Annotated in this window: 22 protein-coding genes and 1 pseudogene; 13 read left to right on the top strand and 10 right to left on the bottom strand. The window is 72.2% G+C overall.

Annotated features, from left to right (window positions below):
• Together ASG04_RS17865 and ASG04_RS09570 are read right to left on the bottom strand one after the other, a co-directional pair.
• A pseudogene (locus tag ASG04_RS17865) lies at positions 1-369 on the bottom strand (ATP-dependent helicase); the annotation flags it as partial.
• 265 nt (positions 370-634) lie between these two features.
• Positions 635-1489, bottom strand: coding sequence for a polyphosphate kinase 2 family protein (locus ASG04_RS09570; RefSeq protein ID WP_056123009.1), 855 nt, complete (start codon positions 1487-1489; stop codon positions 635-637).
• Between the two features lie 81 nt (positions 1490-1570).
• Here ASG04_RS09570 and ASG04_RS09575 point away from each other — a divergent pair, with 81 nt between their 5' ends.
• Together ASG04_RS09575 and ASG04_RS17415 are read left to right on the top strand one after the other, a co-directional pair.
• A complete protein-coding gene (locus ASG04_RS09575) occupies positions 1571-2617 on the top strand; it encodes an alpha/beta hydrolase (RefSeq protein WP_056123013.1) in 1047 nt (348 codons plus the stop codon).
• 349 nt (positions 2618-2966) lie between these two features.
• The gene (locus tag ASG04_RS17415) at positions 2967-3227 is read left to right on the top strand and encodes a hypothetical protein (RefSeq protein ID WP_056123016.1); all 261 of its coding nucleotides are present in this window, start codon (positions 2967-2969) and stop codon (positions 3225-3227) included.
• Here ASG04_RS17415 and ASG04_RS09585 read toward each other — a convergent pair.
• The 3 genes from ASG04_RS09585 to ASG04_RS09595 form a co-directional block, all read right to left on the bottom strand.
• On the bottom strand, positions 3224-6469 hold the full coding sequence (locus ASG04_RS09585) for an efflux RND transporter permease subunit (RefSeq protein WP_056123956.1): 3246 nt from the start codon (positions 6467-6469) through the stop codon (positions 3224-3226). The genes ASG04_RS17415 and ASG04_RS09585 overlap by 4 nt on opposite strands.
• Positions 6470-6602: 133 nt before the next feature.
• Complete coding sequence (locus ASG04_RS09590; protein ID WP_056123021.1) at positions 6603-7253, bottom strand: DUF6518 family protein; 651 nt, start codon at positions 7251-7253, stop codon at positions 6603-6605.
• A gap of 77 nt (positions 7254-7330) precedes the next feature.
• On the bottom strand, positions 7331-8773 hold the full coding sequence (locus ASG04_RS09595) for a PLP-dependent aminotransferase family protein (protein ID WP_056123024.1): 1443 nt from the start codon (positions 8771-8773) through the stop codon (positions 7331-7333).
• Between the two features lie 61 nt (positions 8774-8834).
• Here ASG04_RS09595 and ASG04_RS09600 point away from each other — a divergent pair, with 61 nt between their 5' ends.
• The 3 genes from ASG04_RS09600 to ASG04_RS09610 are packed head-to-tail and all read left to right on the top strand — an operon-like array spanning position 8835 to position 11051.
• Entirely contained in the window at positions 8835-9497 is a 663-nt protein-coding gene (locus ASG04_RS09600; RefSeq protein ID WP_056123027.1) for a YczE/YyaS/YitT family protein, read from the top strand.
• A gap of 58 nt (positions 9498-9555) precedes the next feature.
• Positions 9556-10482 carry a DUF4097 family beta strand repeat-containing protein gene (locus tag ASG04_RS09605; RefSeq protein WP_235515502.1) on the top strand — a complete coding sequence of 309 codons (927 nt, stop codon included), beginning with the start codon at positions 9556-9558 and terminating at the stop codon, positions 10480-10482.
• Positions 10479-11051 (top strand): PadR family transcriptional regulator, encoded by a 573-nt coding sequence (locus ASG04_RS09610; RefSeq protein WP_056123029.1) that lies wholly within the window; start codon positions 10479-10481, stop codon positions 11049-11051. The genes ASG04_RS09605 and ASG04_RS09610 overlap by 4 nt, the downstream gene beginning before the upstream one ends.
• Before the next feature lie 131 nt (positions 11052-11182).
• Here ASG04_RS09610 and ASG04_RS09615 read toward each other — a convergent pair whose 3' ends face one another.
• Positions 11183-11971 (bottom strand): MerR family transcriptional regulator, encoded by a 789-nt coding sequence (locus tag ASG04_RS09615; RefSeq protein WP_056123032.1) that lies wholly within the window; start codon positions 11969-11971, stop codon positions 11183-11185.
• A gap of 119 nt (positions 11972-12090) precedes the next feature.
• On the opposite strand from ASG04_RS09615, the gene ASG04_RS09620 reads away from it, so the two are divergent.
• The 3 genes from ASG04_RS09620 to ASG04_RS09630 are packed head-to-tail and all read left to right on the top strand — an operon-like array spanning position 12091 to position 15502.
• Complete coding sequence (locus ASG04_RS09620; RefSeq protein ID WP_056123034.1) at positions 12091-14349, top strand: APC family permease; 2259 nt, start codon at positions 12091-12093, stop codon at positions 14347-14349.
• Positions 14350-14379: 30 nt separating this feature from the next.
• Positions 14380-15138 (top strand): hypothetical protein, encoded by a 759-nt coding sequence (locus ASG04_RS09625; RefSeq protein WP_056123037.1) that lies wholly within the window; start codon positions 14380-14382, stop codon positions 15136-15138.
• A gap of 46 nt (positions 15139-15184) precedes the next feature.
• Entirely contained in the window at positions 15185-15502 is a 318-nt protein-coding gene (locus tag ASG04_RS09630; protein ID WP_056123040.1) for a DUF3072 domain-containing protein, read from the top strand.
• Between the two features lie 165 nt (positions 15503-15667).
• Here the strand turns inward: ASG04_RS09630 and ASG04_RS09635 are convergent, their stop codons facing one another.
• Positions 15668-16786, bottom strand: coding sequence for an NAD(P)-binding domain-containing protein (locus ASG04_RS09635; protein WP_056123961.1), 1119 nt, complete (start codon positions 16784-16786; stop codon positions 15668-15670).
• Positions 16787-16960: 174 nt separating this feature from the next.
• On the opposite strand from ASG04_RS09635, the gene ASG04_RS09640 reads away from it, so the two are divergent.
• Positions 16961-17179, top strand: coding sequence for a DUF3073 domain-containing protein (locus ASG04_RS09640; RefSeq protein WP_056123043.1), 219 nt, complete (start codon positions 16961-16963; stop codon positions 17177-17179).
• 392 nt (positions 17180-17571) lie between these two features.
• On the opposite strand, the gene purM is transcribed toward ASG04_RS09640, so the two are convergent.
• Positions 17572-18669 (bottom strand): phosphoribosylformylglycinamidine cyclo-ligase, encoded by a 1098-nt coding sequence (purM, locus tag ASG04_RS09645; protein ID WP_082517934.1) that lies wholly within the window; start codon positions 18667-18669, stop codon positions 17572-17574.
• Between the two features lie 71 nt (positions 18670-18740).
• Between purM and purF the strand changes: the two genes are divergently transcribed.
• The gene (gene purF / locus ASG04_RS09650) at positions 18741-20198 is read left to right on the top strand and encodes an amidophosphoribosyltransferase (RefSeq protein ID WP_056123050.1); all 1458 of its coding nucleotides are present in this window, start codon (positions 18741-18743) and stop codon (positions 20196-20198) included.
• A gap of 84 nt (positions 20199-20282) precedes the next feature.
• Here purF and ASG04_RS09655 read toward each other — a convergent pair whose 3' ends face one another.
• Positions 20283-20678 carry a hypothetical protein gene (locus tag ASG04_RS09655; RefSeq protein WP_056123054.1) on the bottom strand — a complete coding sequence of 132 codons (396 nt, stop codon included), beginning with the start codon at positions 20676-20678 and terminating at the stop codon, positions 20283-20285.
• Positions 20679-20784: 106 nt separating this feature from the next.
• Here ASG04_RS09655 and ASG04_RS09660 point away from each other — a divergent pair, with 106 nt between their 5' ends.
• A complete protein-coding gene (locus tag ASG04_RS09660; protein WP_056123058.1) occupies positions 20785-23373 on the top strand; it encodes a LuxR C-terminal-related transcriptional regulator in 2589 nt (862 codons plus the stop codon).
• Positions 23374-23690: 317 nt separating this feature from the next.
• Here ASG04_RS09660 and ASG04_RS09665 read toward each other — a convergent pair whose 3' ends face one another.
• On the bottom strand, positions 23691-24053 hold the full coding sequence (locus tag ASG04_RS09665; protein WP_056123965.1) for a sterol carrier family protein: 363 nt from the start codon (positions 24051-24053) through the stop codon (positions 23691-23693).
• Positions 24054-24110: 57 nt separating this feature from the next.
• On the opposite strand from ASG04_RS09665, the gene purD reads away from it, so the two are divergent.
• Both purD and ASG04_RS09675 read left to right on the top strand, forming a co-directional pair.
• Positions 24111-25379 carry a phosphoribosylamine--glycine ligase gene (gene purD / locus ASG04_RS09670; RefSeq protein ID WP_056123060.1) on the top strand — a complete coding sequence of 423 codons (1269 nt, stop codon included), beginning with the start codon at positions 24111-24113 and terminating at the stop codon, positions 25377-25379.
• Positions 25376-26251, top strand: coding sequence for a phosphoribosylaminoimidazolesuccinocarboxamide synthase (locus tag ASG04_RS09675; protein ID WP_056123062.1), 876 nt, complete (start codon positions 25376-25378; stop codon positions 26249-26251). The genes purD and ASG04_RS09675 overlap by 4 nt, the downstream gene beginning before the upstream one ends.

Below are 26251 nucleotides of genomic sequence, written 5' to 3' on the forward strand. Positions count from 1 at the left end.
GGCGCGGTCGTCACGGTCGAACCGACGCGGGGCACGGTCGTCGCTGTCACGACGGGGCGCACGATCGTCGCGGTCGAACCGACGCGGGGCACGGTCGTCGGCGCGGGCCGGGCGACCGGCGCCGCGGGGCTCCCACGCCGGACGGCTGCCGCGGCTGTCGCGCGGGTCCCAGTTGGGGCGGCTCGGGCGATCGCCCTGCGAGGAGCGGTTGCGACGCTCGTCGGCGTCCCAACGCTGCTTCTGGCGGGGAGCGGTCGGCTCGGCGGCGCGGAAGCCACGGTGCTTGCTCGAGCGAGCGGCGGGGGTGCCGTTCGGGTGACGGGTTCGATCGGAGGCGCGCTTGTCCGCGCCCTTGTCGTACGGGGCCATGTGTTCTTTCCGGGGTGCAGACGTACCACGCAGCCCGGCAGCGACATCGGCGGGGGCGGTTCGTGGAGAGGGGGTTCATCCCGTCGTCGATCGACGTGATTCCAGCCCTCGAACTACACAACACCCAAACACGTCCGCGGCTCGCAGCCACGGTGTCGAAGGCCGACCGAAGGAGTCTACGCGACACGACACGCGTTGGCCAGCCCCGCTGGCTCGCACGGGGCGTGGCGGAGGCGAGCGGGGCCTCCCGTCCGACCGCGCCGGATCAGGACTCGGCGAGTCGCTGTCGCTGCTCGGCCACGTCGAAGTCGGCGGCGGGCCAGGACAGGTGCATGTCCTCGAGCGCGCGCAGCAGGAGCTGCTGGACGGCGAGCCGCGCGTACCACTTGCGGTTCGCCGGCACGACGTACCAGGGCGCGACCGCGGTCGAGGTGCGGTCGAAGACGACCTGGTAGGCGTCCTGGTACTCGTCCCAGAGCAGGCGCTCGTCAATGTCGCCCGGGTTGAACTTCCAGTGCTTGTCGGGGCGGTCGAGGCGGTCGCCGAGTCGGGCACGCTGCTCGTCCTTCGAGATGTGCAGCATGACCTTGACGATGGTCGTCCCCTGCTCGGCCAGACGCGTCTCGAAGTCGACGATCGCCCCGTAGCGACGTTCGATCTCCTCCGGCGGCGCGAAGGAGCGGACGCGCTGGATGAGGACGTCCTCGTAGTGCGAGCGGTCGAACACGCCGAGCTGTCCGGCGGCCGGCAGCTGCCGCTCGACGCGCCAGAGGAAGTCGTGCGCTCGCTCCTCGGCCGTCGGCGCCTTGAAGCCCGCGTAGTGGACCCCGTTCGGGTCGACGGCGCCCACGACGTGCGAGACGATCCCGCCCTTGCCCGCGGTGTCCATCGCCTGCAGGACGAGCAGCACGCGGCGCTCGTCGCCCGTCGTGGCCGCAGCCCAGAGGCGTTCCTGGAGCGCGGCGAGCCGATCGGCGCCGGCGGCCAGCGACTCGAGCCCGTCGATCTTGCGGCCGGGGAACCCGGGGGTGCCCTCGGGGTCGACGTCGGCGAGCCGGAACCCCTCGTCGACGCGGAGGAGCGGTTCGGGATCGGCGTTCCAGGCCTTGCGACGGCTCACGGGTCCTCCAGGGTCAGGGGTGTGCTGCCGCTCATCCTGGCACCCGCGGGTGAACGGCGTTCCGCGGTACCGTGGTCTGCGATGAGGTCCGGCCGCCGCACGCTGTACGCGCTCGTCGCCGCGGTCGTGGCGCTCGGCGCGGTTGCGTCGTGCAGCGCCGACCCGGCAGCCGACGAGAACGCGACCGTCACCGCCGATCCCGTCATCTACCCGCTGTCGCTGCGGTACCACGGCATCGACGTCGTCCGGGACGTCCCGTACGGCGCCGACCGACTGCAGCAGCTCGACGTCTGCCTGCCCGCGGACAGCGCTCCGAGGACGACGGCGACCCCGAGCGTGGCGGCGTCCGCTGGCGCTCCCGGGTCGGCCGCCAGCTCGGCTCCGGGCGGTGCCTCGGCGTCGGCCAGCCCCCGTGCCGCGGCCGGGACCCGCCCCGCGGTGATGATGGTGCACGGCGGCAGCTGGTCCCACGGGGACAAGGACACGGCGGCCTACCGCGCGGTGTGCCAGTACCTGGCGTCCGAGGGCTTCGTCACGTTCAACATCGACTACCGCCTGGCGCCGACCGACCCCTTCCCCGCGGGCCTCGACGACACCCGACGGGCGCTCGACTGGGTCTTCCGACCGTCGACCCTCGAGACGTACGACGTCGATGCCGACCGCGTGGGGGTGTTCGGCGGCAGCGCGGGCGGCAACCTGGCCGCCATGCTCGCGGTCGAGGACCACGAGTCCACCGCCTACGCCGACGGGGACCGCATCCGTGCCGTCGTCGACCTGAGCGGACCGACCGACCTGACGGCGCGTTCGACCCGGGCGGACGGGGTGTCGGCGGCGTTCCAGCGGCGCCAGCTGCTGTACCTCGGGTGCACCGCGTACGACGCCTGCCCGGCGGCGACCAGGGCCTCCCCCACGTACCACGTCACCGCGGACACGGCGCCCTTCTTCATCGGGCACTCCACGCAGGAGTTCATCCCGCTCTGGGAGTCGCAGGAGTTCGCCGCGGCGCTGCGAGCACACGACGTCCCGGTCACGTTCGTCGCGGTGCGGGGGACGGCGCACTCGATCGCACAGCTCGACGAGGCGATGAGCAAGCGCGTCGTGGCGTTTCTGCGGCGGCAGCTGCGCTGAGCGCGGGGCCTGCGACATCGCCGCAGTTATTGCGCGTCGCTTCTGCTGCACCGATGTCGCCTCGGGAGCGGACCCGGGCCGCGGGCGACGTCAGGGCAGCGAAAGCGACACGCGAAACCGCGGGTGATGTCGCTTTCGGGGGCGGCGCAGGCAGGAGCGGGCGGCGCAGGCGGGGGCGGCGCAGGCGGGGGCGGCGCAGGCGGGGGCGGCGCAGGCGGGGGCGGCGCGGGCGCGGCAGGCGGGAGCGTGCACTCGGGTCGGCCACGCGGTGGACCGTGGGCGTACCCCGACCGGGTGCCACCCGGAGTCGGGACTGCCGCCGTAACGTGTCCGGACGGAGACTTCGTGGGTGACCGACACCTCGACCCGCCCCGCGCGCTCCGCACGACCGACGACCCCGTGGGAGCGCCGCCCCCGCAGCAGCACGGTCGCGGAGCTGCTGCTCGGGCTGTCGTTCTTCGTGACGGTCGGGTTCGCGGGACTCGGTGCCGCGACCGGGCACACCTCGGCCGTCGCACAGCTCGGCGCGGTGGTGTTCCTGGTGACGCTGACGGTCGTCGTCGTGCGGTGGTTCGTCGCTGTCGACCTCGAGGACGTCGAAGCCCGCTAGTCCGCGACGCGCTCCGACCGGCGTCGGAACGTCTCGCCGAACCAGACGCGCAGACTCCGCCGCGGCAGTCCCGCAGCACGACGGTCAGCCCGACGCTCGCGCGCCCGCTCGACCAGGAAGTACAGCGCCGGCAGCACCACGAGCGTCAGCAGCGTGGAGGACACCAGCCCGCCGATCACCACCAGCGCGAGCGGCTGCGAGATGAAGCCGCCCTGCCCGGTCAGGCCGATCGCCATCGGCACCAGCGCGAAGATCGTCGCCAACGCCGTCATCAGGATCGGGCGGAGTCGGCGGGTCGCGCCTTCGACCAGGGCCTCGCGGACGCGGAGTCCCCGTCGGCGGTACTGGTTGACGAGGTCGATGAGCACGATCGCGTTCGTCACGACGATGCCGACCAGCATGAGCACCCCGATCAGGGACGCCACACCGATCGGGATCCCCGACGCGATCTGCAGCAGGATCGCCCCGGTCGCCGCGAACGGCACGGACACGAGCAGCAGCAGCGGTTGCAGGAGGCTGCGGAACGTCGCCACCATCACGACGTAGACGATCAGGATCGCCACGAGCGCTGCGAGCAACAGCTGGCTGAACGCCGACGACTGGCTCGACGCGACGCCGCCGATCGACGCCGACGCCCCTCGTGGCAGGTCGAGCTGGTCGACAGCGTTCGTCACCGACGTGACCGCGGCACCGAGGTTGGCGGAGTCGGGCGTGACCGTGATCGTCGCCGTCCGGACCGCGTCCGAGGTGGTGACCGAGGTGGGCCCGTCGGCCTGGTCCACTGACGCCAGATCGGACAGCGGGACCGATCCGGTCGCGGTCGGGACCGACAGGTCGCGCAGGGCCTGGACGGTGGTGGGCGGCTCGGGGTCGGCGATGTAGACGTCGAGCGAGGCGTCGTCGATCTCGACCGTGCCGGTGTCGCGCGGCGAGACCGAAGCCGCGACGATGCCGCCGACCTGGGTCTCGGTGAGGCCGAGCGACGCGGCCTTCGCGCGGTCGACCGTGACGGCCAGGTACGGCTCGGCCGCCGACAGGTTGCTCGTCGCACCGGTGGTGTGGGCGACGTCCTTGAGCGTGCTCAGGGCCTTGTCTGCCGCGGTCCGCAGCTGCGCCTGGGTCGGCGCGGTGACGTCGACCTCGATGTCGCTGCTGCCGCCGAAGCCGCCGCCCGATGACGACAGCGCGATCTCCCCCGCGCCGCTGAGCCGGTCCAGGCGCTTGCGCGTGTCCGACTGGATGCGGGCCTGGTCGGCGTCGGAGTCGGTCGTCACGGCGTACTGGATCGACGCGGTCCCACCGCCGCCGAACGCCGCCTGGATCGACTGGCCGCTCGTGCCGATGGTGGTCTGCACGGTGTCGACGCCGTCCACCGCACGGAGCTGCCGCTCGACCGCGCGCGCCTTGTCGGACTGCACGTCGAGCGAGGCGCCGGGGTCGAGGTCCTGCGTGACGGTGAACGTGTTCTGGCCGGAGTCGCCGAGGTAGTTCGTCTTGACGAACGGCAGCGCCGCGACCGTCCCACCGAGCACGAGGACCGCCAGCACCACGACGAGCGCCGGGAACCGCAGGACCCAGTGCAGGACGGGCTGGTACCCGCGCCTCAGGCGGTCCGGAGCGGTGGCGTCGTGCAGGTCCGCCGCGGAGCGCAGGTCCGACTCGGTGGCCGAACCGGCAGCCACCGCGCCCGTGCCCGGCGAACCCGCCGTGTCCGCAGCAGCGACACCGGCGGCCGCGCCGGCGTGCTTGTGGGCCTTGGGTGCCCGCAGGAACCAGTACGCGAGCACCGGCACGATGGTCAGCGCCACGAGCAGGGACGCGACCAGCGCCATCGACACGGTGAGTGCGAACGGCCGGAACAGCTCGCCGACGAGCTCGGCGACGAACGCGACGGGCAGGAACACGACGACCGTGGTCAGCGTCGACGCGGTCACCGCGCCCGCGACCTCGCGCACGCCGTCGAGCACGGCCTGTCGCCGGTCGACGCCCGGTTGCAGATGTCGCTTGATGTTCTCGATGACCACGATGGAGTCGTCGACCACGCGGCCGATCGCGATCGTCAGGCCGGCCAGCGTGATGATGTTGAGCGTGTAGTCGGCCGCCCGCATGCCGATCGCCGCGAGCAGCACCGACGTCGGGATCGAGATCGCGGTCACGATCGTGGAACGCACCGACAGCAGGAACACCAGGATCACGACGACAGCGAACCCGAGCCCGAGCAGGCCCTCTTCGGCGAGGGAGTCGATCGACTGCTGGATGTAGGGCGCCTGGTCGAAGACGACCGTGAACCGCGGGTCACCGGTGATCTTCGACTCTATGCCAGGCAGGGCGTTGCGGACGGTCTTCGACACGTCGACCGTGTTGGCCTCTTGCGTCTTGGTGATCGCGATCGTCAGCGCCTGTTCGCCGTCGACCCGACTGATCGACGTGCGTGGTGACTCGGTGATCTCGACCTTCGCGACGTCACCGATCGTGGTCGTCGTCGGTGTCGCCCCCGGTGCCGTCGTGCCCCCGGTCAGCGGGAGCGCCTGGATGTCGGCCACCGACGCGATGCGCTCCCCCGTCTGCACCGAGAGCGTCGAGCCGTCCTGGGTGAGCGTGCCGCCGGGGATGAGCGTGCCGTTGTCGCTGAGGGCATCGGAGATCGCCGACTCGGACAGCCCGCGCTCCCCGAGTGCCGTGCGGTCGGGGGTGATGAGCACGCGCCGACCCGGGTTGCCGTAGATGTCGGCCGCGCGCACCCCGTCGAGCTTCTCGAGGTCGGGGACCGCCGTGGCGTTCAACCGCTCGACGAGCTGTTCCTGGTCGCCCTTCGCCGACACCGCCAGCTGGATCACCGGCAGGTCGTCGAACGACCCCGTGACGATCTGCGTCTGGACCGAGTCCGGCAGCGAGAGCGCGTTGACGACGGTCTGGATCTTGTCCTCGGCGCTCGCCAGGTTGGACCCGTAGGCGAACTCGGCCGACACGACGCTCTGCCCGGTGGAGGACGTGGCCGTGGTGGACTTCAGGTCGGGGACCGCCTGGATGCCCTGCTCGATCTTGGTCGAGACGTCGTTCGACACCACCTCGGGAGTCGCTCCCGGGTACGCGCTGACGATGGCGACCTGGGGGAACTGGACGCTCGGGATGAGTTCCTGCTTCAGGCTGGACAGCGAGATGCCGCCGAAGATCGCCACGACGATGGTGACGAGCGCGATGAGCGCGCGGTTCCGCAGGCTGAAGACCGAGAGCAGGTGCACGGTCCGATCCTCGCAGGTGCGTCCGACGCTGAGCACAGCCCACGAGCAGGTGCGTCCGACGCGGAGCACAGCCGACGAGCAGGTGCATCCGACGCCCGGCACGGCCCGCCCGGAGGAACGCCGCCGGGACGGGTCAGCCGCCGAGCAGCAGGAAGACCGCCAGCACCGCCACCGACCCGACGACACCGGTGCCGAGCGCGAGGACCCGCGCCGCCGGCGACCCGGCCAGCACGACCCCGGCGACGAGCACCGCCGCCCCGACCACGATCTCGACGATCCAGGTCACGACGCCGGTCGTCGCGGCGACCTGGAGCAGTGCCCGGATGCCCTCGCCCACGAGCACCGCGGCGACGGCACCGAACGCCGCCCCGCGCAGTCGTCCGTCGCGGGACCGCACGAGGACCGCGCACGCGCCGGCGAGCACCCCCGCAGGCACCCCCATGAGGACCCAGAAGTTGGTGAGGGACAGCACGTCCGGGAAGCCGCGCAGGTTCGTCGTCGCCCAGTAGCCGACGTGCATGAGCTCCAGCAGCACGACACCGGCGACCATCGCGAGCGCCAGACCACCGCGACCCGCGCGGACCCGGAGCACGAGCAGCAGCGCGACGGCGACGACGAACCACGGACCGGCGGAGTTCGCCACCGACGACAGCGGCCCGACGGCCTGTCCGTACGACGTCAGGACGCCGGCGAGCAGCGCACCGCCGAGGACCATCGACACCCGCGCAGCGGCGGGCACGGGCGCGACGGGCGTCGCGGGGGCGGAGGACACGAGCGGGGTCATGTCCCGATGCTCGCGCACGCCCGGCGCAGCCGCGTCACCCCCGGGAGCGAAGCCGGCTCATCCCAGCGGACGACACCTCAGACCACCGCGGCCAACGACCCCCGCGTGCCGCTGCCCGCACCACCGGTCCGCGCCCACGCACGCTCGAGCACGTCGACCAGCCGCACCCGGTCCGCCGGTGCCATCGTGAACGGCACCCGAAGGAACCGCTCGAAGCCGCCGTCCGGCCCGAACACCCCACCGGAGGCCAGCACGACGCCCTCGGATCGCGCAGCCAGCACGAGCGCACTCGAGACCGGCCGGCCGAGCCCCACCCACGTCGTCAGCCCACCCGCCGGTGACGGCACGTCCCACTCCGGCAACCGCGCCCGCAGCGCGCCCACGACGGCGTCGCGACCCTGTCTCAGGGTGACGCGCCGGGCCTCCAGGACCGTGTCCGTCAGCGGGACCAGCTCGCGCGCGACCAGCTGGTCGAGCACCGGCGTGCCGAGGTCGCCCGTCGGGCGGGCGAGCAGCAGCCGCTGCAGCAGCTCCGGCTCGGCGCGGATCCACCCGATCCGCAGGCCGCCCCAGAAGACCTTGTCGGCCGACCCGATCATCACCACGGACGACGAACGCGTCGCCAGCGGCGGCGATGCCTGGCCGTCGATCCGCAGCTCGCCCATCGTCTCGTCCGCGATCACCGTCGTCCCGACCGACGACGCGAGGTCGAGCAGCGTCGACCGCACCGCGTCGGACATCGTGGCGCCGGTCGGGTTGTGCAGCTCCGGCATCACGTACGCGACGGAGGGCGCCGAACGCCGGAGGGCGGCCTCGAGCACCCCGACGTCCCACCCGGTCCGCGCGTCGACGGGCACGCCGACGAGACGGCCCCCTGCTTCGCGGAAGGCTTCATGGGCGTGCGGGTACGTGGGCGACTCCACGAGCACGGCGTCGCCGCGACGGACCAGGACCCGGGCGAGCAGCGCGATCGCGTGCTGCGCGCCGATGGTGACCACGACCTGGTCCGGCGTGGTCGGCAGCCCGCGAGCGGTGTACCGCGCGGCCACGGCGGCACGGAGCCCGGGGTCGCCGACCGTGTCGTACCCGATGCCGGCGAGCGCTGCCGGGACGTGCCGCATCGCCCGGTCGACCGCTTCGGAGATCCCGGGGGCGGCGTGCAGCGCGGCCTTCCGCAGGTCGAGCACGTCACCGGACACGACGCCGCCCAGCCGCTCCGGGTCGGGCCGTCCGACCAGGTCCCGCGGCAGACGCACGACACTGCCGGACCCGCGCAGGGACGCCAGGTACCCGGAGGACCGCAGCCGGGCGTAGGCGTTCGCGACGGTGGTGCGTGAGACGCCGAGCGCCTCGGCCAGCCCGCGTTCGGCGGGCATCCGGGCGCCGAGCGGGACGCGTCCGTCGATGACGAGCACGCGGACGGCGTCGGCGAGTGCCTCGTACGCGACGGCGTTCGACCCGACACGCCAGTCCTGCAGCATGGCTGCGGCGGCGCGGGCACTCAGCAGGACCGGGGTCATCACGCCACCGTAGTGCGATTGGCTCTCGACCGGCAGTCCAATTCCCTGCCACGCTCGCCCCATGTCCCGTTCCGCCGCCCTCACCCTGCGCACCGTCCAGCTGTTCGTCGGCCTGTTCCTCTACGGCGCCTCCACCGCACTGCAGGTCCGAGCGGTCGTGGGCGTCAGCTCGTGGACCGTCCTGACCGAGGGTCTCGAGCACGTCCTGCCGTGGTCGTTCGGGCTCATCACCGTGGTGTCGAGCGGCGTCATCCTGCTGTTCTGGATCCCGCTCCGCCAGCGGCCCGGCATCGGGACGCTGCTCAACGCCCTGGCCATCGGGCCGTCGGCGGACCTGGTGCTGTGGCTCGTCCCGACGCCGCCGGAACTGGGGGGCAGGATCCTGTTGTTCGTGGCCGGGACGGTCCTGCTGGCCGTCGCGACCGCGTTCTACATCGGCGCGGGCTTCGGCACGGGAGCGCGCGACGGGCTGATGGTCGGCCTGCACCAGCGGCTCGGGTGGCCGATCTGGCTCGCCCGCACCCTGGTCGAGGTCACCGTCGTGGTCGTGGGCTGGTTCCTCGGCGGCGACGTCGGTGCGGGAACCGTGGTCGCCGCGTTCGTCATCGGCCCGATGGTGCAGCCGCTGATGCCGGTCTTCCGCCGCTTCCCGTGGAGCCCGGACCGGGCACCTCGACTGGAGGCTCACCCCGCCACCGTCACGGAGCCCGCCCCCGCCCCGTGATGCGTCCCGCCGGTGGGTCACCACCGAGCCGTTGCCGACGGGCGTGACGCGATGTATCGTGTCGTCAACACACGCGATACATCGCGAGTCCGAAGGAGACGACAGGGCGCAGGAGAAGTGGCTCGTCGAGGAGCCCAAGGTCATCGACACCGGGATCGTCCGGTCCGTGCGGATCGGCCTGGTCGGGGGGCAGGTCGACGTCGTCGCGCACGACGAGCCCACCGCCCGCATCGAGGTGCACAGCGTGTCGGGCAAGCCCCTCAAGGTGGAGCTGGACGGGGACACCCTCACGGTCGACCACCCCCAGATCCGGTGGGACGACCCGATCGGCTTCCTGAAGTCCTTCCGCGGCAAGGCCCACGCCGACGTCAGCATCCTGGTCCCCCGCGACGCCGGGGTCACCCTCGGGGTCGTCTCGGCCGGCGCACTGCTCGCGGGCACGAACCGCGGCGCGACGCTGAACACCGTCTCGGGTGACGTCGTCGTCGACGGCGTTGCGGGCGACATCACCGTCAACGCGGTCTCCGGCACGACCACGATGCGCGACCTCGACGGCTCCCTGACCGTCCACACCGTGTCGGGCGACGTCGTCGCCACCGGTGAGATCCCGCGCTTCTCGGCCGACGGGGTCTCCGCCGACGTCGTGCTCGACCTGCGCGGCACCGCCGACTCGGCGAAGGTCAACACGGTCTCCGGCGGCGTGAGCGTCCGACTCGAGGACGGCGCTCCGTACCGCTGCACCGTCAGCACGGCCAGCGGCAAGCTGCAGTTCGACGACGCCGAGATCAAGGGCGTGCGCGGCTCGTACGTCAAGCAGGGCGGCGAGCTCTCCGGGCAGTGGCTCGACCTCCGGGTGAACTCCGTGTCGGGCGACATCGCGGTGCTGCACGCGCCGCCGACGGCCGCCAGCGCGCCGGCATCGGCAGCGCCGACGACCCCGGCACCGACCACGCCCGTCGTCGACGACAGCGAGGCGCCCGAATGAGCCCCGTCTTCGCCCACGGGCACCTGCGGCTGTACCTGCTCACGCTGCTCGCCGACCACCCGATGCACGGCTACGAGGTCATCCAGGCGCTCGGCGACCGCTTCGGCGGCACCTACGTCCCGAGCGCCGGCACGGTCTACCCGCGCCTGGCGAAGCTCGAGGAGGACGGCCTGGTCACGAAGACCGCCGACGGTCGCAAGACCGTCTACGCGATCACCGACGCAGGCCGCGCCGAACTCGACGCCCGCGCCGAGGAGATCGCCTCGCTCGAGGCCGGCGTGAACGACTCCGTCCGGTCGCTGGCCGACGGCGTCCGCGCCTCGGTCGGCGACGCGATGCGGTCCCTGCGCGCCGACCTCGCCGCCTCGGCCCAGGGTGCCGACGCCAGCGAGCCGACCTCGGTGCCGTCCGAGAGCGCTCGCGCCCTGCGGGAGCTGGAGATGGCCCTGTCGTCGTTCCGGCAGCAGGTCCGTGCCGACCTGCGGCGTCGGGCGACCCGCGGGACGCTCGGCCCGGACACCGTCACGCGCCTGCGCGACGGGCTCGAGGAGCTGCGCAAGTCCCTCTGAACCGCACGCCGACGGGGCGGCGGCGACCGGAGCCTCCCGTCCGGTCCGCACCGGCACGGCACCGACGAACGGACACAGCACCACGGCAACCCGTGGTGCTGTGTCCGTTCCACGGTGCGGTGTGGGAACGACTACAGCCCCGCGTCCGCCAGCGCGTGCATCGCGTCGCGGAGGGCGCGGGCCGCACCGGGCCCGGCCCACTCGTAGGCGTGGGTGAACCGCTCGTCGGCGACGTACATGTCGCCCAGGGTGCGGAACCGGTCGGCGGTCAGGTCTGCCGGCGGCGTCGCCTGGGCCAGCCACGCGTACTGCCGTCGGGCGAGCGCGATCCCCCGCGGTGACGACGGTCCCTCGCCCGCGGCGGCGAGCGCGGCGGCGTCCGCGGCGATCGATCGCTGCTCGTCCTGGAACACCTGCTTGGCGGCGGGGTCCTTCGCGTCCCACCATCCGGCCCCGCGCTCCCAGGCCTGAGCGCCCCAACGCTCCTCGACCTCGGCGCGGAACCGCGTCTGGTCGAACCCGTCGAAGGTGTCGTTCGTGGTCATGTCCTGTCCTCCCTGCAGTTTGGTGATGGTGGTGCGCACCGCGGCGAGCTGCCGGGCGATGCGGTCGCGCTCCCGTTCGAGCCACGCGACGTGGATGGTCAGCGCCACGACGTCGTCCTGCTCGCCGTCCAGGACGTCCCGGATGGCGGACAGGCCGAGCCCGAGGCCCCGGAGCAGCAGGATCCGCTGCAGCCGCACGAGCGCGCGGTCGTCGTAGCGGCGGAGCCCGCCGTCGCCGACCGCCGTCGCGGGCAGCAGCCCGATCGCGTCGTAGTGCCGCAGCGTCCTGCTCGAGACCCCCGCTGCGCGCGCCACGTCGGCGATGCCGTGCTGGGCTTTCGCAGGCGGGTCCGGGATGTCTGTCGAACCACTCATGCTGATGACGGTAGACGTTGACGCAGCGTCAACTGCAAGGGGTGCGTGCGACGGAGTTCGCCGATGTGGGAACACCGAGCGGGCCCCTCGTGTTGACTCGCGCCCGGATGTGAGTAGGTTTGCCGCTCGTGACGAACGAGATCCGGTCGCTGAAGTCGCGACTGATCGGGGAGCCCCTCCCCTCCGAGAAGCTCGAAGGACAGCTCCTCCCGAAGCACCTGGCACTGCCGATCTTCGCGAGTGACCCGCTGTCCAGCGTGGCGTACGCCCCGCAGGAGCTGCTGATGATCCTGCTGCTCGGCGGCATGGCGTTCCTCACCTTCGCCCCGTGGGTCGCCGCGCTCGTCGTGCTGCTGCTGCTGGTCGTGGTCGCGTCCTACCGCCAGCTGATCAAGGCGTACCCGTCCGGGGGCGGCGACTACGAGGTCGCGCACCGCAACCTGGGCGAGAAGGCGGGGCTCGTCGTTGCGAGCGCGCTGCTCGTCGACTACGTGATGACCGTCGCCGTGTCGGTGGCCTCGGGCGTGGACAACATCATCTCGGCGCTGCCCGCGCTGAACGAGTTCCGCGTCGAGCTCGCACTGCTGTTCGTCGTGCTGCTCGCAGCGGCGAACCTGCGCGGCGTGCGCGAGTCGAGCAAGGCGTTCGCCGTGCCGACCTACCTGTTCGTGGCGAGCGTGTTCGTCATGGTGGTCACGGGCCTGGTCCGCGTCCTCGCCGGCAACGCACCGGTGGCCGAGTCCGCCGCGTACACGGTGCAGAACGTCGAGCACACGACCCAGGCCGCGTTCATCCTGCTGCTGCTCCGCGCGTTCGCCTCGGGCTGCTCGGCATTGACGGGCGTCGAGGCGATCGCGAACGGCGTGCAGGCCTTCCGCCGTCCGAAGATCAAGAACGCGCAGGCGACCCTGGTGGCGATGGGTGGGATCGCGATCGTCCTGTTCGTCGGGCTGATCACCCTGGCGCTGGTCTCCCGCGTGCACTACGCCGAGAACGCCTGCGACCTACGGGGCTTCGCGGACTGCGCGACCACCCCGCAGCGCTCCCTGATCGCGCAGATCGCCGCCGCCACCTTCGGCAACGACACGGTGCTGTTCTTCGTCATCCAGGCCACCACCGCGGCGGTCCTGCTGCTGGCGGCCAACACGGCCTTCAACGGCTTCCCGCTGCTCGGGTCGATCCTGGCGCGCGACTCCTACGCCCCCAAGGCACTGTCGACCCGCGGCGACCGGCTCATCTACAGCAACGGCGTCATCGTGCTGGCCCTGGTCGCCGCGGCGCTGCTCGTGGTCTACCGCGCGAACGTGACGAGCCTGATCCAGCTCTACATCATCGGCGTGTTCGTGTCGTTCACGCTCGGCCAGACGGGCATGGTCCGGCACTGGACACGACTGCTGCGCGAGGACCGGGACGGCACCGCGACCGAGCCGGTGAACCGCGGGCAGGTCATGCGCTCCCGGGCGATCAACGCGACCGGCGCGACGTTCACCCTCGTCGTCCTGGTCATCGTGACGATCACGAAGTTCACGCACGGCGCCTGGCTGGTCTTCGTCATCATGCCGGTGCTGTTCGTGCTCATGCTCGGCGTCAACCGCTACTACCGCGACGTCAAGCACGAGATCGAGGCCGACGTCGAGACCGAGTTCGGCGCGACCGGCGACCACGCGATCGTCCTCGTCAACAAGCTGCAGAAGCCCGTGCTCAAGGCCCTCGACTACGCGATCGCGGCGAAGCACGCCGGGCTCGAGGCCGTGCACGTCGCCATCGACGACGCCGACGCGGCGCTCCTGCGACAGCAGTGGGCCGAGCACGGCATCGAGGTCCCGCTGACGATCGTGCCGAGCCCGTACCGCGACATCTCGACGCCGCTGATCCGGTACATCAAGGCACACCGCCTGCAGCACGGGTCCGAGGTCGTCACCGTGTACACGCCCGTCTTCATCGTGGGGCACTGGTGGGAGGGCCTCCTCCACAACCACCGCGGCCGCCGGATCCGCAAGAGGCTCCTGCTCGTGCACGGCGTCACCGTGGCGCTCGTGCCGTGGCTGCTGGACTCGTCCGAGCTGCTGTACGGCCGCCGCTCGCGCCCCTTCCCCGGGCAGGACCGCCGCGGCGAGCCCGTCCGACCCGCGCTGCGCCGGTCGCCCAGCGGCGTGTTCCGCAGCGAGGAAGAGGACCGGCTGCTCCGCTCCGAGCACCGCAACAGCCTCGAGGCCCAGGCGCTCCACGTGCTCCCCGGTCACACGTCCGGGCAGCAGTCCCGTCGCGCCACGCGTCCGGCAGGGCCCGCCGAGGGGCTGGACCCGGCCCTGTGCACCGGTGAGCTGAAGGCCCTGGTGCCGGCCACGCCGGGACGCGCGCCGTCGTCTGCCGAGTGACCCACGCCTCCCGGCCTACGATCTGATGCCATGACCGACGCACCCGACCTGCGCACCTTCGCGACGTTCGACGGGCACGGCGGCAAGGTCTCCCAGCGCGTCGAGGTGCTCGACCACCGCGACGACGACCACGAGGGCCTGGTCGCCGTCCTCGGCGCGCACCCGCTCGGAGCGGTCGACGAACGCGCTGTCGACGACGACGCGGCGCTCTCCCGCGGCGTGGCGAGCATCGGCTGGGTCGACCCCGCCACGCTCCGCGACTGGTACCGGCCGGACCGCGTCGTGGTCCCCGACATCGAGGCCCGCCGGTCCGACCTGTCGCCCGGCACCTACGCGGACACCCGGGGACGCGGTCGCGTCCGGATCGACAGCCAGGAGGCCCACCTCGGCCCCGACGGCCGGCCCGCCTTCCGCGCGCTGGCCGGTTCCGGCGTCGTCGACGTGCCCCTGCCGAAGGACCAGGTGGTCCGACTCGTCGTCGTGCGCGCCGACGTGCCGACCGAGTCCGGCGCCGCCGGCACCGAGATCGTGACGACGCCGATCAGCCCGCTGCTCGCGCCCGGGGAGTACCCCTCGTACGCCGACGACGTGCCGGGGCTGCCGCGTCGAGCGTCGTCCGGGCGGGTGCACGTGCGCGCCGCGGTGCTGCTGGACGGGACCCTGTTCCCGGTCGAGCGACTCGACGAACCGGCGAACACGATCTGGATCCGGCGGGACGACCGCTCGGTGCCGATCGCGGCGAACGAGGTCGGGCCCGACCTGGTGCGCTACACGGCCTCGCCCGTCTGACCGTGTGTCCCCCGGGTGTCAGTGGGTGCGGCGTAGCGTCCGTGCCATGACCTCCTCGGACTCCACCCCCACGCCTGCACACGACGCCGACGCCGACCACTCGGGCGAGACCCTCGGCGGCGCCCGTCCCGATCCCTCCACCACCGCCAGCAAGGACCCGGAGCAGTGGGTCACCGGCGACGAGCCGATGACCGGCCCGCAGCGCAGCTACCTCGACACCCTGGCGCGCGAAGCCGGCGAGGAACTTCCCGCCGACCTGACCAAGGCCGAGGCGTCGGAGCACATCGACCGCCTGCAGCACGAGACCGGTCGGGGCACCCCGGACGGGTCGGACACGTCCGGCACGATCGGCGCGAAGTCCTGACCTGCGCTTGCTGAACGCTGACGCTCGCGCCGTGCCGTGCGCCGTGCACCGCGCACGGTGCGAGGTTCGTGCCCGGTGCGAGCGTGATCGTGTGGTGCGAGGAACCATGCTCGCACCAGGCGGTCAGCCGTGCACCGGGTTGCGCGGACTTCGCACCGTGCGAGGTCAGTCGTGCGCGAGCAGCGCCATCACCTGGCGTGCCGTACGTCGTCCGGCGCGGTTGGCGCCGATCGTCGAGGCCTGGGGACCGTAGCCAGCCAGGAACAGCCGCGGCTCGTCGACGCTCTGCCCGTCGACGACCGCGACGCCCCCGTGCTCGGTCCGCAGGTGCAGTGGCGCCAGGTGCCGCAGGTCGGCCCGGAAGCCCGTGGCCCAGATGACCGCGTCGGCGTGCACGTGCTCGCCGTTGCTGGTCACGACCCCGTCAGGGTCCATCGCGGTGAACACGGGCTCGTCGCGCAGCACCCCGTGGTCGAGGCCCTCGCGGATCCGGTCGGACACCGGCACGCCCGTCCCGCTGACGATGCTCGGCAGCACCTCGCCGGCACGGGCTGCCCGGTCCTGCTCGGCCACCGCAGCGACCGCCGACTCGACGTCGAGCGCTGAACCGTCCGCCCAGACCACCGGCCGACGGGTGAACCACCGCGTGGACCGCGCGACACCGTCGAGCTCGAGCAGGAACCCGATCGCGCTGGTGCCGCCGCCGACCACGACGACGTCCTGCCCGGCGAACTCGTCCGCCGACCGGTACTCCGTCGTGTCTACCTGCCGACCCGTGAAGGTGTCGCGCCCGGGGTACCACGGCACGAACGGCGTGCCCCACGTGCCCGAGGCGTTGACGACGGCCTCCGCGACGATCCGCTGCGCCCGGCCGTCCGCGGACCGCGTCGCGACCTGCAGACCGCCGTCGACGCGGGTGACGGAAGTGACCGCGACCGGCCGCCGGACCTGCAGCCCGTGGTGCTGCTCGAACCTCCGGTAGTACTCACCGACGACGTCACGCGCGGGCCGGGAACGGTCGGCGTCCTCGAACCGCAGGCCCATCTCCGGCATGCCCGGCAGGTCGTGTACACGGTGGGCCCACCCGAGTCGCAGAGCCTCCCACCGGAACTGCCAGGCGCCGCCCGTGCTCGGCGCCCGGTCGAGGACCACGAGGTCCGACCCGGGCGTGAGCCCCAGACGGCGCAGGTGGTACGCGACGGAGAGCCCCGCCTGGCCCGCTCCGATCACGACGACCCGAGCGTGCTGGTCGTCCGGGAGGGGCTCCGGCGTCGGGTCGGTCATCGCCATGATTCTGCCGGACGGACCCGCACGACCGGGCTCGTCGTGCGGCGGGTCCGGACAGGGCTGCATGGTAGAGTGATCGGCAGATTTCCAACCACGAACCGTTCGGATTCCCCGGGTGATGACTCGTCTCCCGTGTGACCGGACACGAGCCGACACACGAGGGGGTCACGCATGGGGCGCGGCCGTCAGAAGGCAAAGCACACCAAGGTCGCTCGGGAGCTGAAGTACTTCAGCCCGGAGACCAACTACGGTGCACTCGAACGCGAGCTTGCTTCCGGGCAGCACTCGGGCGAGGACTACGTCGACCGTTGGGCCGATGAGTACGGACCGGAGCCGCAGGACGAGGACGACGAGTTCGAGCCCCAGCAGGACCAGAACAAGTCCGCCTGACCTCGACTCGATGACGCCGCGCCGCCCCTGGGCAGCGCGGCGTTTTCCGTGTGCGCGGGTGACTGGCCCGGCGCAGCGCATGTCCCGCAGCCCGCCGCCCGCCGCCCGAACGACACCACCGACGTCGTACGACACCCACAACGTCGTACCACGGGCACCCCGCCGCCCACGCGACACCACCGACGTCGTACGACACCGTCAACGTCGTACCACGGGCACCCCGCCGCCCACGCGACACCACCGACGTCGTACGACACCGACAACGTCGTACCACGGGCACCCCGCCGCCCACGCGACACCACCGACGTCGTACGACACCGACACTGTCGTCCCGGGTCGGACAACGCTGCGCAGCACCCCCGCGCGCGGCGCCTCAGCCCGCGTACGGCGCCTCAGCCCGCGTACGACCCGGTCAGCCGAACGGCTCCTCCGTCGACGCCCTTCGCGCCCTGCTCGAACCCGTCCAGCTCACGTGCGGACATCGACACGACACCCACGGGCCACGACGCCAGGCCAGCGGCCCCGAGCGCACCGACCACGGCGTCCGCCGCCGAGGCCGCGACGACCGCGAACATCCCGACGCCGAGGTTCCAGGTGCCCTCGGTGTCCTCGATCCGTGTGTCCGCCATGTCGGCGAGCACCCGGAACACGGGCAGGGGCTCCCACGTGGCGCGGTCGACCTCGACCCAGGACCCGACGGGCAGCACGCGCGCCAGGTTCGCCGCGATGCCGCCACCGGTCACGTGCGACAGCGAGTGGACGGCACCGTCGTGTGAGGCGATGACCGACAGCAGCGGCGTCGTGTAGAGCCGGGTCGGTTCGAGCAGCGCTTCGCCGACGGTGCCGGAGCCGAACTCGGGCAGCGTGTCCGTGTAGGACACCCCCCGCTGGCCGAGGATGTGCCGGACGAGCGAGTAGCCGTTCGAATGCAGGCCGGACGAGGCGATCGCCACGACGACGTCCCCGTCCTCGACGCGCTCGGCACCGAGCACCGAGGACGCCTCGACCGCACCGACCGCGGCACCGGCGACGTCGTAGTCGTCCGGGCCGAGCAACCCCGGGTGCTCCGCGGTCTCGCCGCCGACCAGCGCGGTGCCGGTCTCGGCGCACCCGCGGGCGATCCCGGCGACGATGTCCGCGATCCGCGACGGCACCACGCGCCCGCAGGCGATGTAGTCCGTCATGAACATCGGCGTCGCCCCGACCACGACGATGTCGTCGACGACCATGCCGACCAGGTCCTGCCCGATGGTGTCGTGCTTGTCGATCGCCTGGGCGATGGCGACCTTCGTGCCGACGCCGTCGGTGGACGTCGCGAGCAGCGGTCGTGAGAAGTCCTTCAAGAACGAGACGTCGTAGAGCCCGGCGAAACCACCCACGCCGCCCAGCACGGAGGCGTTGTGCGTGGCCGACACGGCGGACTTCATGAGCTCGACGGCCAGGTCACCGGCAGCGGTGTCGACGCCGGCCTCGGCGTAGGGGTTGGGCATACGTCGTCCTCCGCGGGGCATGGCAGACTTGTTCGGTACCACCCGATCCTACGGTCTGGAGCACTCCGCGCATGTGCGGCATCGTCGGCCTCGTCAACCAGGGGCCAGCAAACCAATCCATCTACGACGCACTGCTCCTGTTGCAACACCGGGGACAGGACTCGACCGGCATCGCCACGGTCGAGGGGCACATCCACCACATGCACAAGACCCGCGGGCACGTGCGCGAGGCCTTCCGCACCCGCGACATGCGCGCGCTGCTCGGCACGATGGGCCTCGGCCACGTGCGCTACGCCACCAAGGGCGCCGCCAGCAACGAAGAAGAGGCGCAGCCCTTCTACGTGAACGCGCCGTACGGCATCGTCCTCGTGCACAACGGCAACCTGACGAACACGCGCGAGCTCACGCGTGAGCTGTTCGACATCGACCGACGCCACCTCAACACCAGCTCCGACACCGAGCTCCTGGTGAACGTGCTCGCGCACGAGCTCCAGGGCCAGGTGCGCGGCAAGGACCTCGACCCCGGTCAGGTGTTCGACGCCGTCGAGCGTGTGCACGAGCGCGTCGAGGGCTCCTACGCCGCCATCGCCACGATCGCCGGGCACGGACTGCTGGCCTTCCGCGACCCGTACGGCATCCGGCCGCTCATCCTCGGGCACCGGTTCAACGGCGCCGAGAAGTCCGAGTGGGTCGTCGCGTCCGAGTCGCTCGTGCTCGAGTCGGGTGGCTACGAGATCGTCCGCGACGTGGCCCCGGGCGAAGCCGTCTTCATCGAGATGGACGGCACGATGCACGCCCGCCAGTGCGCACAGAACCCGCGCCTGGTGCCGTGCTCGTTCGAGTACGTCTACCTGGCCCGCCCGGACTCCGTGATGAACGGCATCTCGGTCTACGACGCCCGCCTGCGGCTCGGCAACCGGCTGGCCGACACGATCGCGCAGTACGCCCCCACCGGTGACATCGACGTCGTGATGCCGATCCCGGACTCCAGCCGACCGGCGGCGATGCAGGTCGCGCAGAAGCTCGGCATCGAGTACCGCGAGGGCTTCTACAAGAACCGCTACGTCGGCCGGACGTTCATCATGCCGGGCCAGGCGGAGCGCAAGCGGTCGGTGCGCCAGAAGCTCAACGCGATGTCGTCCGAGTTCAAGGGCAAGAACATCCTGATCGTCGACGACTCGATCGTGCGCGGCACGACCTCGAAGGAGATCGTCGAGATGGCCCGCGCGGCCGGCGCGAACGAGGTCACCTTCACGAGCGCCGCCCCGCCCGTCCGCTACCCGCACGTCTACGGCATCAACATGCCGACGCGGCAGGAGCTCATCGCGCACGACCGGAAGATCCCGGACATCAACCGCGTGCTCGGCAGCGACCACCTGATCTACCAGGAGATCGGCGACATGCGCGACGCGATCATCGAGGGCTCGGACGTCACCGACCTCGAGATGAGCTGCTTCACCGGCGAGTACGTCACCGGCACGGTGACCCCGGAGTACCTGTCCTGGGTCGAGGCCAACCAGCTCAGCTGAGCGCGGGTCGCCGACGCGACCGACCGACGGACTGGAGGCCCCCTGCCAGCTGGCAAGGGGCCTCCAGTCTGTCTGCGGCGCGGATCAGGGCTGCTGGTCGCCGTGGTCCTCGATCTCGCCCTCGACCGTGTCCGGCGGGGTGTCGACCGTGACGCGCTGCGCCGTCAGGCGGGCGGCGCGGCGCGCGAGCACCCGGTCGAGGACGATCGCGACCACGGCACCGACGAAGCCGCCGACGGCCACGCCCCACAGGCCGAAGTAGCCGACCAGGCCGCTGAAACTGACCGTCTCGGCCTGGCCGCCGCGGTCGATGTCCCGGGTGAGCGCAACGATGATGACGACGACGATGAAGCCGAGGACGGCTCCGCCGACGATGAAGACGCCGAACTTGGGCGCACGACGGATGGTCACCTCGTCGGACGAGGAGACGGTGGCGGGCTCCGGAACCGGGGCGTCGTCGGGGCGATCGGTGTTGCTCACACCGCCATTGTCCCCCACTGTGGGACGTCACGAGGCCTGCCGCCGCCCGCCGATCCGGTGGAGGATGGTGCGTACCCGCTGGTATCCCGAGGACGGAGGTGAACCCATGGCCCGATCGACCGCTGTCGGAGCGCGTGGCCGACCCGTCCCCGCTCGGATCGCGTGGCCGATCGTGCAGCGTGCGGACGAGGACCGCGCCGTGTCCGTCGTCGCCGAGCACCGCACGAGCGTCGCGCTGGTGGGCGCCCCCGGGCTGGGGAAGAGCACCTCGGCGGCCCGTGTCACCGACCGTGTCGCGGGTCGCGACGGCAGCGGCCGCACCCTCGTCGTGCCGATCACCGCCGTCGCCACCGGGACCTCGATGCCGTTCGGAGCGATCTCCGAACGGTTCGGCGACCTGCCCGCCGAGGTGCTCTCCGACGAGACCGGATCGGAACGCCGACTGCGCGAAGCGGCTGACGCGATCGACCGCGACCTGCTCATCCGCATCGACGACGCCGACCACCTCGACGCCATCTCGGCGCGGTACGTGGCCTGGCTCGTGCGACACCAGGACGCGCGGATCGTCCTGACGTGTCGCGACTTCACCGCCCTGGCCGAGCCGCTGCGCTCGCTGTGGCAGGACGACCTGCTCGAGCGGATCGACCTCGGCCCGCTCGACCTGCAGGACACCGCCCGGCTGATCGAGGACGCGCTCGGCGCCCCGCTCGAGTCGGCCTCGGTCGAACGCGTGCACCGGGCGACCGAGGGGAACCCGCTGTACCTGCGCGAGGTCGTCCGGGCAGCGCTGGCGACCGGTGCGCTCGAGCACACGGCGTCCGGGTGGTACTGGCGCGGACGGATCACCGCCTCGAACAGCCTGTCGGACATGTACCGCACCGAGCTCGGGGCGCTGCCCGAGGACCTGCGCGACGTCGTCGACATCGTGGCGCTGGCCGACCCGATCCCGCTGTCACGGCTGCTCGGGCTGGTCGGCGGCGGGGACGTCGACCACGTCGTCGCGCTCGGCCTGGTCCGCATCGACTCGCTCGCCGACGGCGCCCCGATCGTCCGTCCGTCGCACCCGCTGGTCGGCGAGGTCGTCCGGTCCCTGGTGCCCGTCGCGCGCCGCACCACGCTGTTCGCCCGCGCGAACGCCTTCCGCGCCGACCACCACGAGGGCGCCACGCCCGCCGCCCGGCTCCGGGCCGCGCTCTGGGCGCTCGAGTGCGGCGTCCGGCCCCCGGTCGCCCAGCTGCTCGACGCGGCGCAGGTGGCCAGCGGACTGCAGGAACTCGAGAGCGCCGTCGCACTGAGCTCGGCCGCCCTCCGCGTGGACCTGACACCGACCGAACGCGTCGTCGCGCTCTGCCTGCGGTCGTTGGCGCGGGGCTACAGCACCGGGCGCGAGGCCGGCCGCGCCGACGCCGAGGCCGCCTGGGACCTGGTCCGCGCACGCCGCGGCGAGGTCGCGGACGCGGTCGTGATCGAGGCGTGCGAGACCCTGGCGAACATCCGCCAGTTCCACGACGACGACACGATGGCCGCCGTCGCGCTCACCGACGCCGCGGTCGCCTACGTCGGCGGCCCCGACGCGGTCGAGCGGCTGCGACTGCTCCGCCTGGCGCACCTCGGTTGGGGCGGCGACTTCGTCGAGGTCCGCGAGGAGGTCGAACGCTCCGGGATCGTGCACGCGCCGACCGTGCCGATGTCGTTCCTCTGCGTCGCGCCCTGCGCCGTGATGGCCCTCGCGACCGCCGGACGGCTCGACGACGCGATGTCGCTCGGCACCGCGTCGCTCGCGACCGCGACCGTGCACGTGGAAGAGGCGCCGTGGAGCGTCGGCGAACTGCTGTCCGTCATGCACCAGGTGCAGGTCTGGCGGGGCGACTACGAGGACATGATCACGTCGATCTCGGTGAAGCGGTCGAACCCCTTCCTGAAGTACGACTTCACGCTCGAGCTGATCGGGGCCGGCAACCTGGCGATCGGGCAGCGCCGGTGGGACGACGCGGTCGCGGCGTTCTCGGCGGCGTGCGAGCGGTACGCGATCGCTGACCTCGGTGGGTTCGGTGCCTACCCGTGGTCGCGGCTGGCGATGGCACTGGCCTCGGCAGGTCGGGTCGAGGAGGCGACGGCGGCGATCGACCGTTGGCGCTCCGTGCCACCCCGTGCGATGCGGATCACCGGCGAGCAGATGCCGACGTCGGTGGCCTGGGCCGAGGTGCTGCTCGGCAACCCGCTCGGCCGCGAGCACGCCGAGGAGGTCATCGCCCGGTCGACGGCGACCGGGTCGTGGCTCGGCGTGTTCTCCGGGCACCTGCTGCTGCACGCCGCCGCACTGGTCCACGGCCTGGACACGGCCCCGACGCTCCGACGGCTGCGCGAGGCCGCTGCCCGGGTGGACGGCCCCCTCGCGGCTGCGGTGCGCGAGTACGCCGACGCGACCAGGTCCGGGGACCGGACGCGGGTGGTCGCGTCGTACGCCGGTCTGGCACGGTGCGGTCTGTACGTCACGGACAACCTGGCGCGGCTGCCGCTGACCCGACGCGAGCACGAGGTCGCGGAGCTGGCCGCGCGGGGGTTGTCGAACCGGCTCATCGCCGAGCAGCTCGGGCTGTCGGTGCGGACCATCGACGCCCACCTGTCGAAGGTGTTCCAGAAGTGGGAGCTGCACTCGCGGTCGGAGCTCGCGGACCTGCTGCGGGTGGTCTGACTCCGGCGTCGTCGGTCTCGCAGCGCGGGATGCCTGGACGACCGACTGGACGTCGTTGTCTCGTCGGTCGAACGGCTTCGGGGCCGCCGGATTCGGCAGTTTCGTTGCGGAATGCAGCACGCCACGCCGGATGGTTGACACGGAATGCCGAACATCGCGTACCGTTGCCCCTGTTGCCGGGTTCGGACCCGTTCGGGTCGGGTCCGAATCCCGGTGACTTCAACGCTAGGACCGCGGCGCGGATCGGCACATCGGTAGGTGTTACCTAATTCGATCCCCGCGGGTACCGACGGGCGTGTCGGGGTGCTCCTGCCCGATCAGACCGTCGTGCGCACGGGCAGGAACGACGCCAGGTCGGCCCGCGAACCGGAGGCGCTGACCTTGGTCGCCACGGATGCGTCGTCCCACCGGAGCGCGCCGGTCGCGAGTGCGATCCACGTCGTGGCGTCGGTCTCGATCACGTTCGGTGGGGTCCCCCGGGTGTGCCGGGGACCGGGGACCGCCTGCACCGCCGCGAAGGGCGGGACCCGCACCTCGACGCTGTTGCCCGGGACGTCCTCGGCCAGGCGCTGCAGCGTCCACCGCACCGCGGTCGCGACCGACGCCCGGTCGGTGGCACCGCCGACCACGGCCTGCAGCGCCGCTGCTCCCTCGGCGTCGTCGATCGTCCTGCCCGGCATGTCCACAGGCTAGCCGGTGCACTGCGGCGGGCCCCCGCGTCTCGGTAGGGTGATCGGGTGCGAATCCTCGTCCTCGGTTCCGGTGCCCGCGAGCACGCGATCACCACGGCGCTCCTGGCAGAACAGGCCGGGCACGTCATCACCGTCGCGCCCGGCAACGCCGGCATCGCTGCCGATGTCGAGACCGTGGCGCTCGACCCCACGAACGGCCCGCTCGTGGCCGAGTACGCGCTCGAGAACGACGTCGAGCTCGTCGTGATCGGGCCGGAGGCACCGCTGATCGCCGGCGTCGCGGACCCGCTCCGCACGCGTGGCATCGCGGTCTTCGGTCCGAGCAGGGCCGCCGCGGCGCTCGAGGGCTCGAAGGCCTTCGCGAAGCGGGTCATGGCCGACGCCGACGTCCCCACCGGCCGCCCGGTGTCCGCCGGCACGCTCGACGAAGCCGTCGCCGCGATCGACGAGCTCGGCGCTCCCTACGTGGTCAAGGCCGACGGCCTCGCCGCCGGCAAGGGCGTGCTCGTGACGTCGGACCGCCAGGCAGCCGTCGACCACGCCACGTACTGGCTGCAGCACGGCCCCGTGGTGGTCGAGGAGTTCCTCGACGGCGAAGAAGTGTCGCTGTTCTTCCTGAGCGACGGGCACGACATCGCCCCGCTCAGCCCCGCCCAGGACTACAAGCGCCTGGGCGACGGCGACGTCGGGCCGAACACGGGCGGCATGGGTGCGTACTCCCCGCTGCCGTGGCTGGCCGAGCGCTGGGGCTCCGAAGCCGCCTTCGTGGCCGAGGTTGCCGACATGGTCGCACTCCCGACGATCCGCCGGCTCGAACACGAGGGCACCCCGTTCGTCGGGCTGCTCTACTGCGGGCTCATCGTCACCGAACAGGGCGTGCGGGTCATCGAGTTCAACGCACGCTTCGGCGACCCGGAGACCCAGGTCGTCCTCCCCCGCCTGGCCACCCCGCTCAGCGGGCTCCTGCTCGCGGCCGCCACCGGCCAGCTCGGCGGCGTGCCCGCGCCGGAGTTCCACGACCTGGCAGCCGTCACCGTCGTCCTGGCGAGCGAGGGGTACCCCGCCAGCCCGGTGACCGGCCGTCCACTGATCGGGGTCGACGCCGCGAACGCCCGCGACGGCGTCTCGGTGCTGCACGCCGCCACCGGGGTCCTCGACGGCGAGCTCGTCGCGACCGGCGGGCGGGTGCTCAGCGTGGTCGCGACCGGCTCGGACTTCGCCCAGGCCCGCGAGCGCGCGTACGCCGGGCTGCACGACATCGCGCTGCAGGGCGGGCAGTACCGCACCGACATCGCGGCCGAGGTCACCCGATGAGCGCCCCGCAGGTCGACGGCTGGCGGCACGTCTCGTCCGGCAAGGTCCGCGAGCTCTACGTGCCGGCCGACACCGCCGACGTCGCCGGCGCCACCGAGCTGTTGCTCGTCGCCTCGGACCGGGTCAGCGCCTACGACTTCGCCCTCGAGCCGCCGATCCCGGGCAAGGGCGAGCTCCTGACCCGCCTGTCCCGGTTCTGGTTCACCCAGCTCGGGGACGTCCCCAACCACCTGCTCGGCCCGTCGGCCACCAGCACTCCGGTGCCGTCGTCCGTCGCGTCGCGAGCGATGCACGTCATGCCCCTGACGATGTTCCCCGTCGAGTGCGTCGTGCGCGGCTACCTGGTCGGCAGCGGCTGGGTCGAGTACCAGCAGTCGGGCAGCGTCTGCGGCGTCGAGCTGCCGTCGGGGCTGTCGAACGGCGACCGGCTGCCCGAACCGATCTACACCCCGGCGTACAAGGCGCCGCAGGGCGAGCACGACGAGAACATCTCCTACGAGCGCACCGAAGCGCTGGTGGGGCCCGACGTCGCGGCGACGCTCCGCGACCTCTCCCTGCACGTGTACTCGGAAGCCGCAGCGATCGCCCTGCAGCGCGGGGTCGTGATCGCGGACACGAAGTTCGAGTTCGGGCACGACCGCAGTGGCCAGATCCGCATCGGGGACGAAGTCCTCACGAGCGACTCGAGCCGCTACTGGGACGCCCGGGCCTCCGACGACGGCTCCCGCACGGACTCGTTCGACAAGCAGATCGTGCGCGACTGGCTCAGCGCCAACTGGGACAAGCAGGGCACGCCGCCGGTGCTGCCCGATGCGATCGTCGAGCGGACGGCGACGCGGTACCGCGAGCTGATCGAGCGCCTCGGCGCCTGA

Source organism: Curtobacterium sp. Leaf183 (genome assembly GCF_001424385.1).
Lineage (GTDB): Bacteria > Actinomycetota > Actinomycetes > Actinomycetales > Microbacteriaceae > Curtobacterium.

Bases quoted from the DNA above. Each gene is read 5' to 3' on its own strand.
- ASG04_RS09575 (WP_056123013.1), top strand. From the start codon at position 1,571: ATGAGGTCCGGCCGCCGCACGCTGTACGCGCTCGTCGCCGCGGTCGTG.
- ASG04_RS09590 (WP_056123021.1), bottom strand. From the start codon at position 7,253: ATGACCCCGCTCGTGTCCTCCGCCCCCGCGACGCCCGTCGCGCCCGTG.
- ASG04_RS09595 (WP_056123024.1), bottom strand. From the start codon at position 8,773: ATGACCCCGGTCCTGCTGAGTGCCCGCGCCGCCGCAGCCATGCTGCAG.
- ASG04_RS09600 (WP_056123027.1), top strand. From the start codon at position 8,835: ATGTCCCGTTCCGCCGCCCTCACCCTGCGCACCGTCCAGCTGTTCGTC.
- ASG04_RS09610 (WP_056123029.1), top strand. From the start codon at position 10,479: ATGAGCCCCGTCTTCGCCCACGGGCACCTGCGGCTGTACCTGCTCACG.
- ASG04_RS09615 (WP_056123032.1), bottom strand. From the start codon at position 11,971: ATGAGTGGTTCGACAGACATCCCGGACCCGCCTGCGAAAGCCCAGCAC.
- ASG04_RS09625 (WP_056123037.1), top strand. From the start codon at position 14,380: ATGACCGACGCACCCGACCTGCGCACCTTCGCGACGTTCGACGGGCAC.
- ASG04_RS09630 (WP_056123040.1), top strand. From the start codon at position 15,185: ATGACCTCCTCGGACTCCACCCCCACGCCTGCACACGACGCCGACGCC.
- ASG04_RS09635 (WP_056123961.1), bottom strand. From the start codon at position 16,786: ATGACCGACCCGACGCCGGAGCCCCTCCCGGACGACCAGCACGCTCGG.
- ASG04_RS09640 (WP_056123043.1), top strand. From the start codon at position 16,961: ATGGGGCGCGGCCGTCAGAAGGCAAAGCACACCAAGGTCGCTCGGGAG.
- purM (WP_082517934.1), bottom strand. From the start codon at position 18,669: ATGCCCAACCCCTACGCCGAGGCCGGCGTCGACACCGCTGCCGGTGAC.
- purF (WP_056123050.1), top strand. From the start codon at position 18,741: ATGTGCGGCATCGTCGGCCTCGTCAACCAGGGGCCAGCAAACCAATCC.
- ASG04_RS09660 (WP_056123058.1), top strand. From the start codon at position 20,785: ATGGCCCGATCGACCGCTGTCGGAGCGCGTGGCCGACCCGTCCCCGCT.
- ASG04_RS09665 (WP_056123965.1), bottom strand. From the start codon at position 24,053: ATGCCGGGCAGGACGATCGACGACGCCGAGGGAGCAGCGGCGCTGCAG.
- ASG04_RS09675 (WP_056123062.1), top strand. From the start codon at position 25,376: ATGAGCGCCCCGCAGGTCGACGGCTGGCGGCACGTCTCGTCCGGCAAG.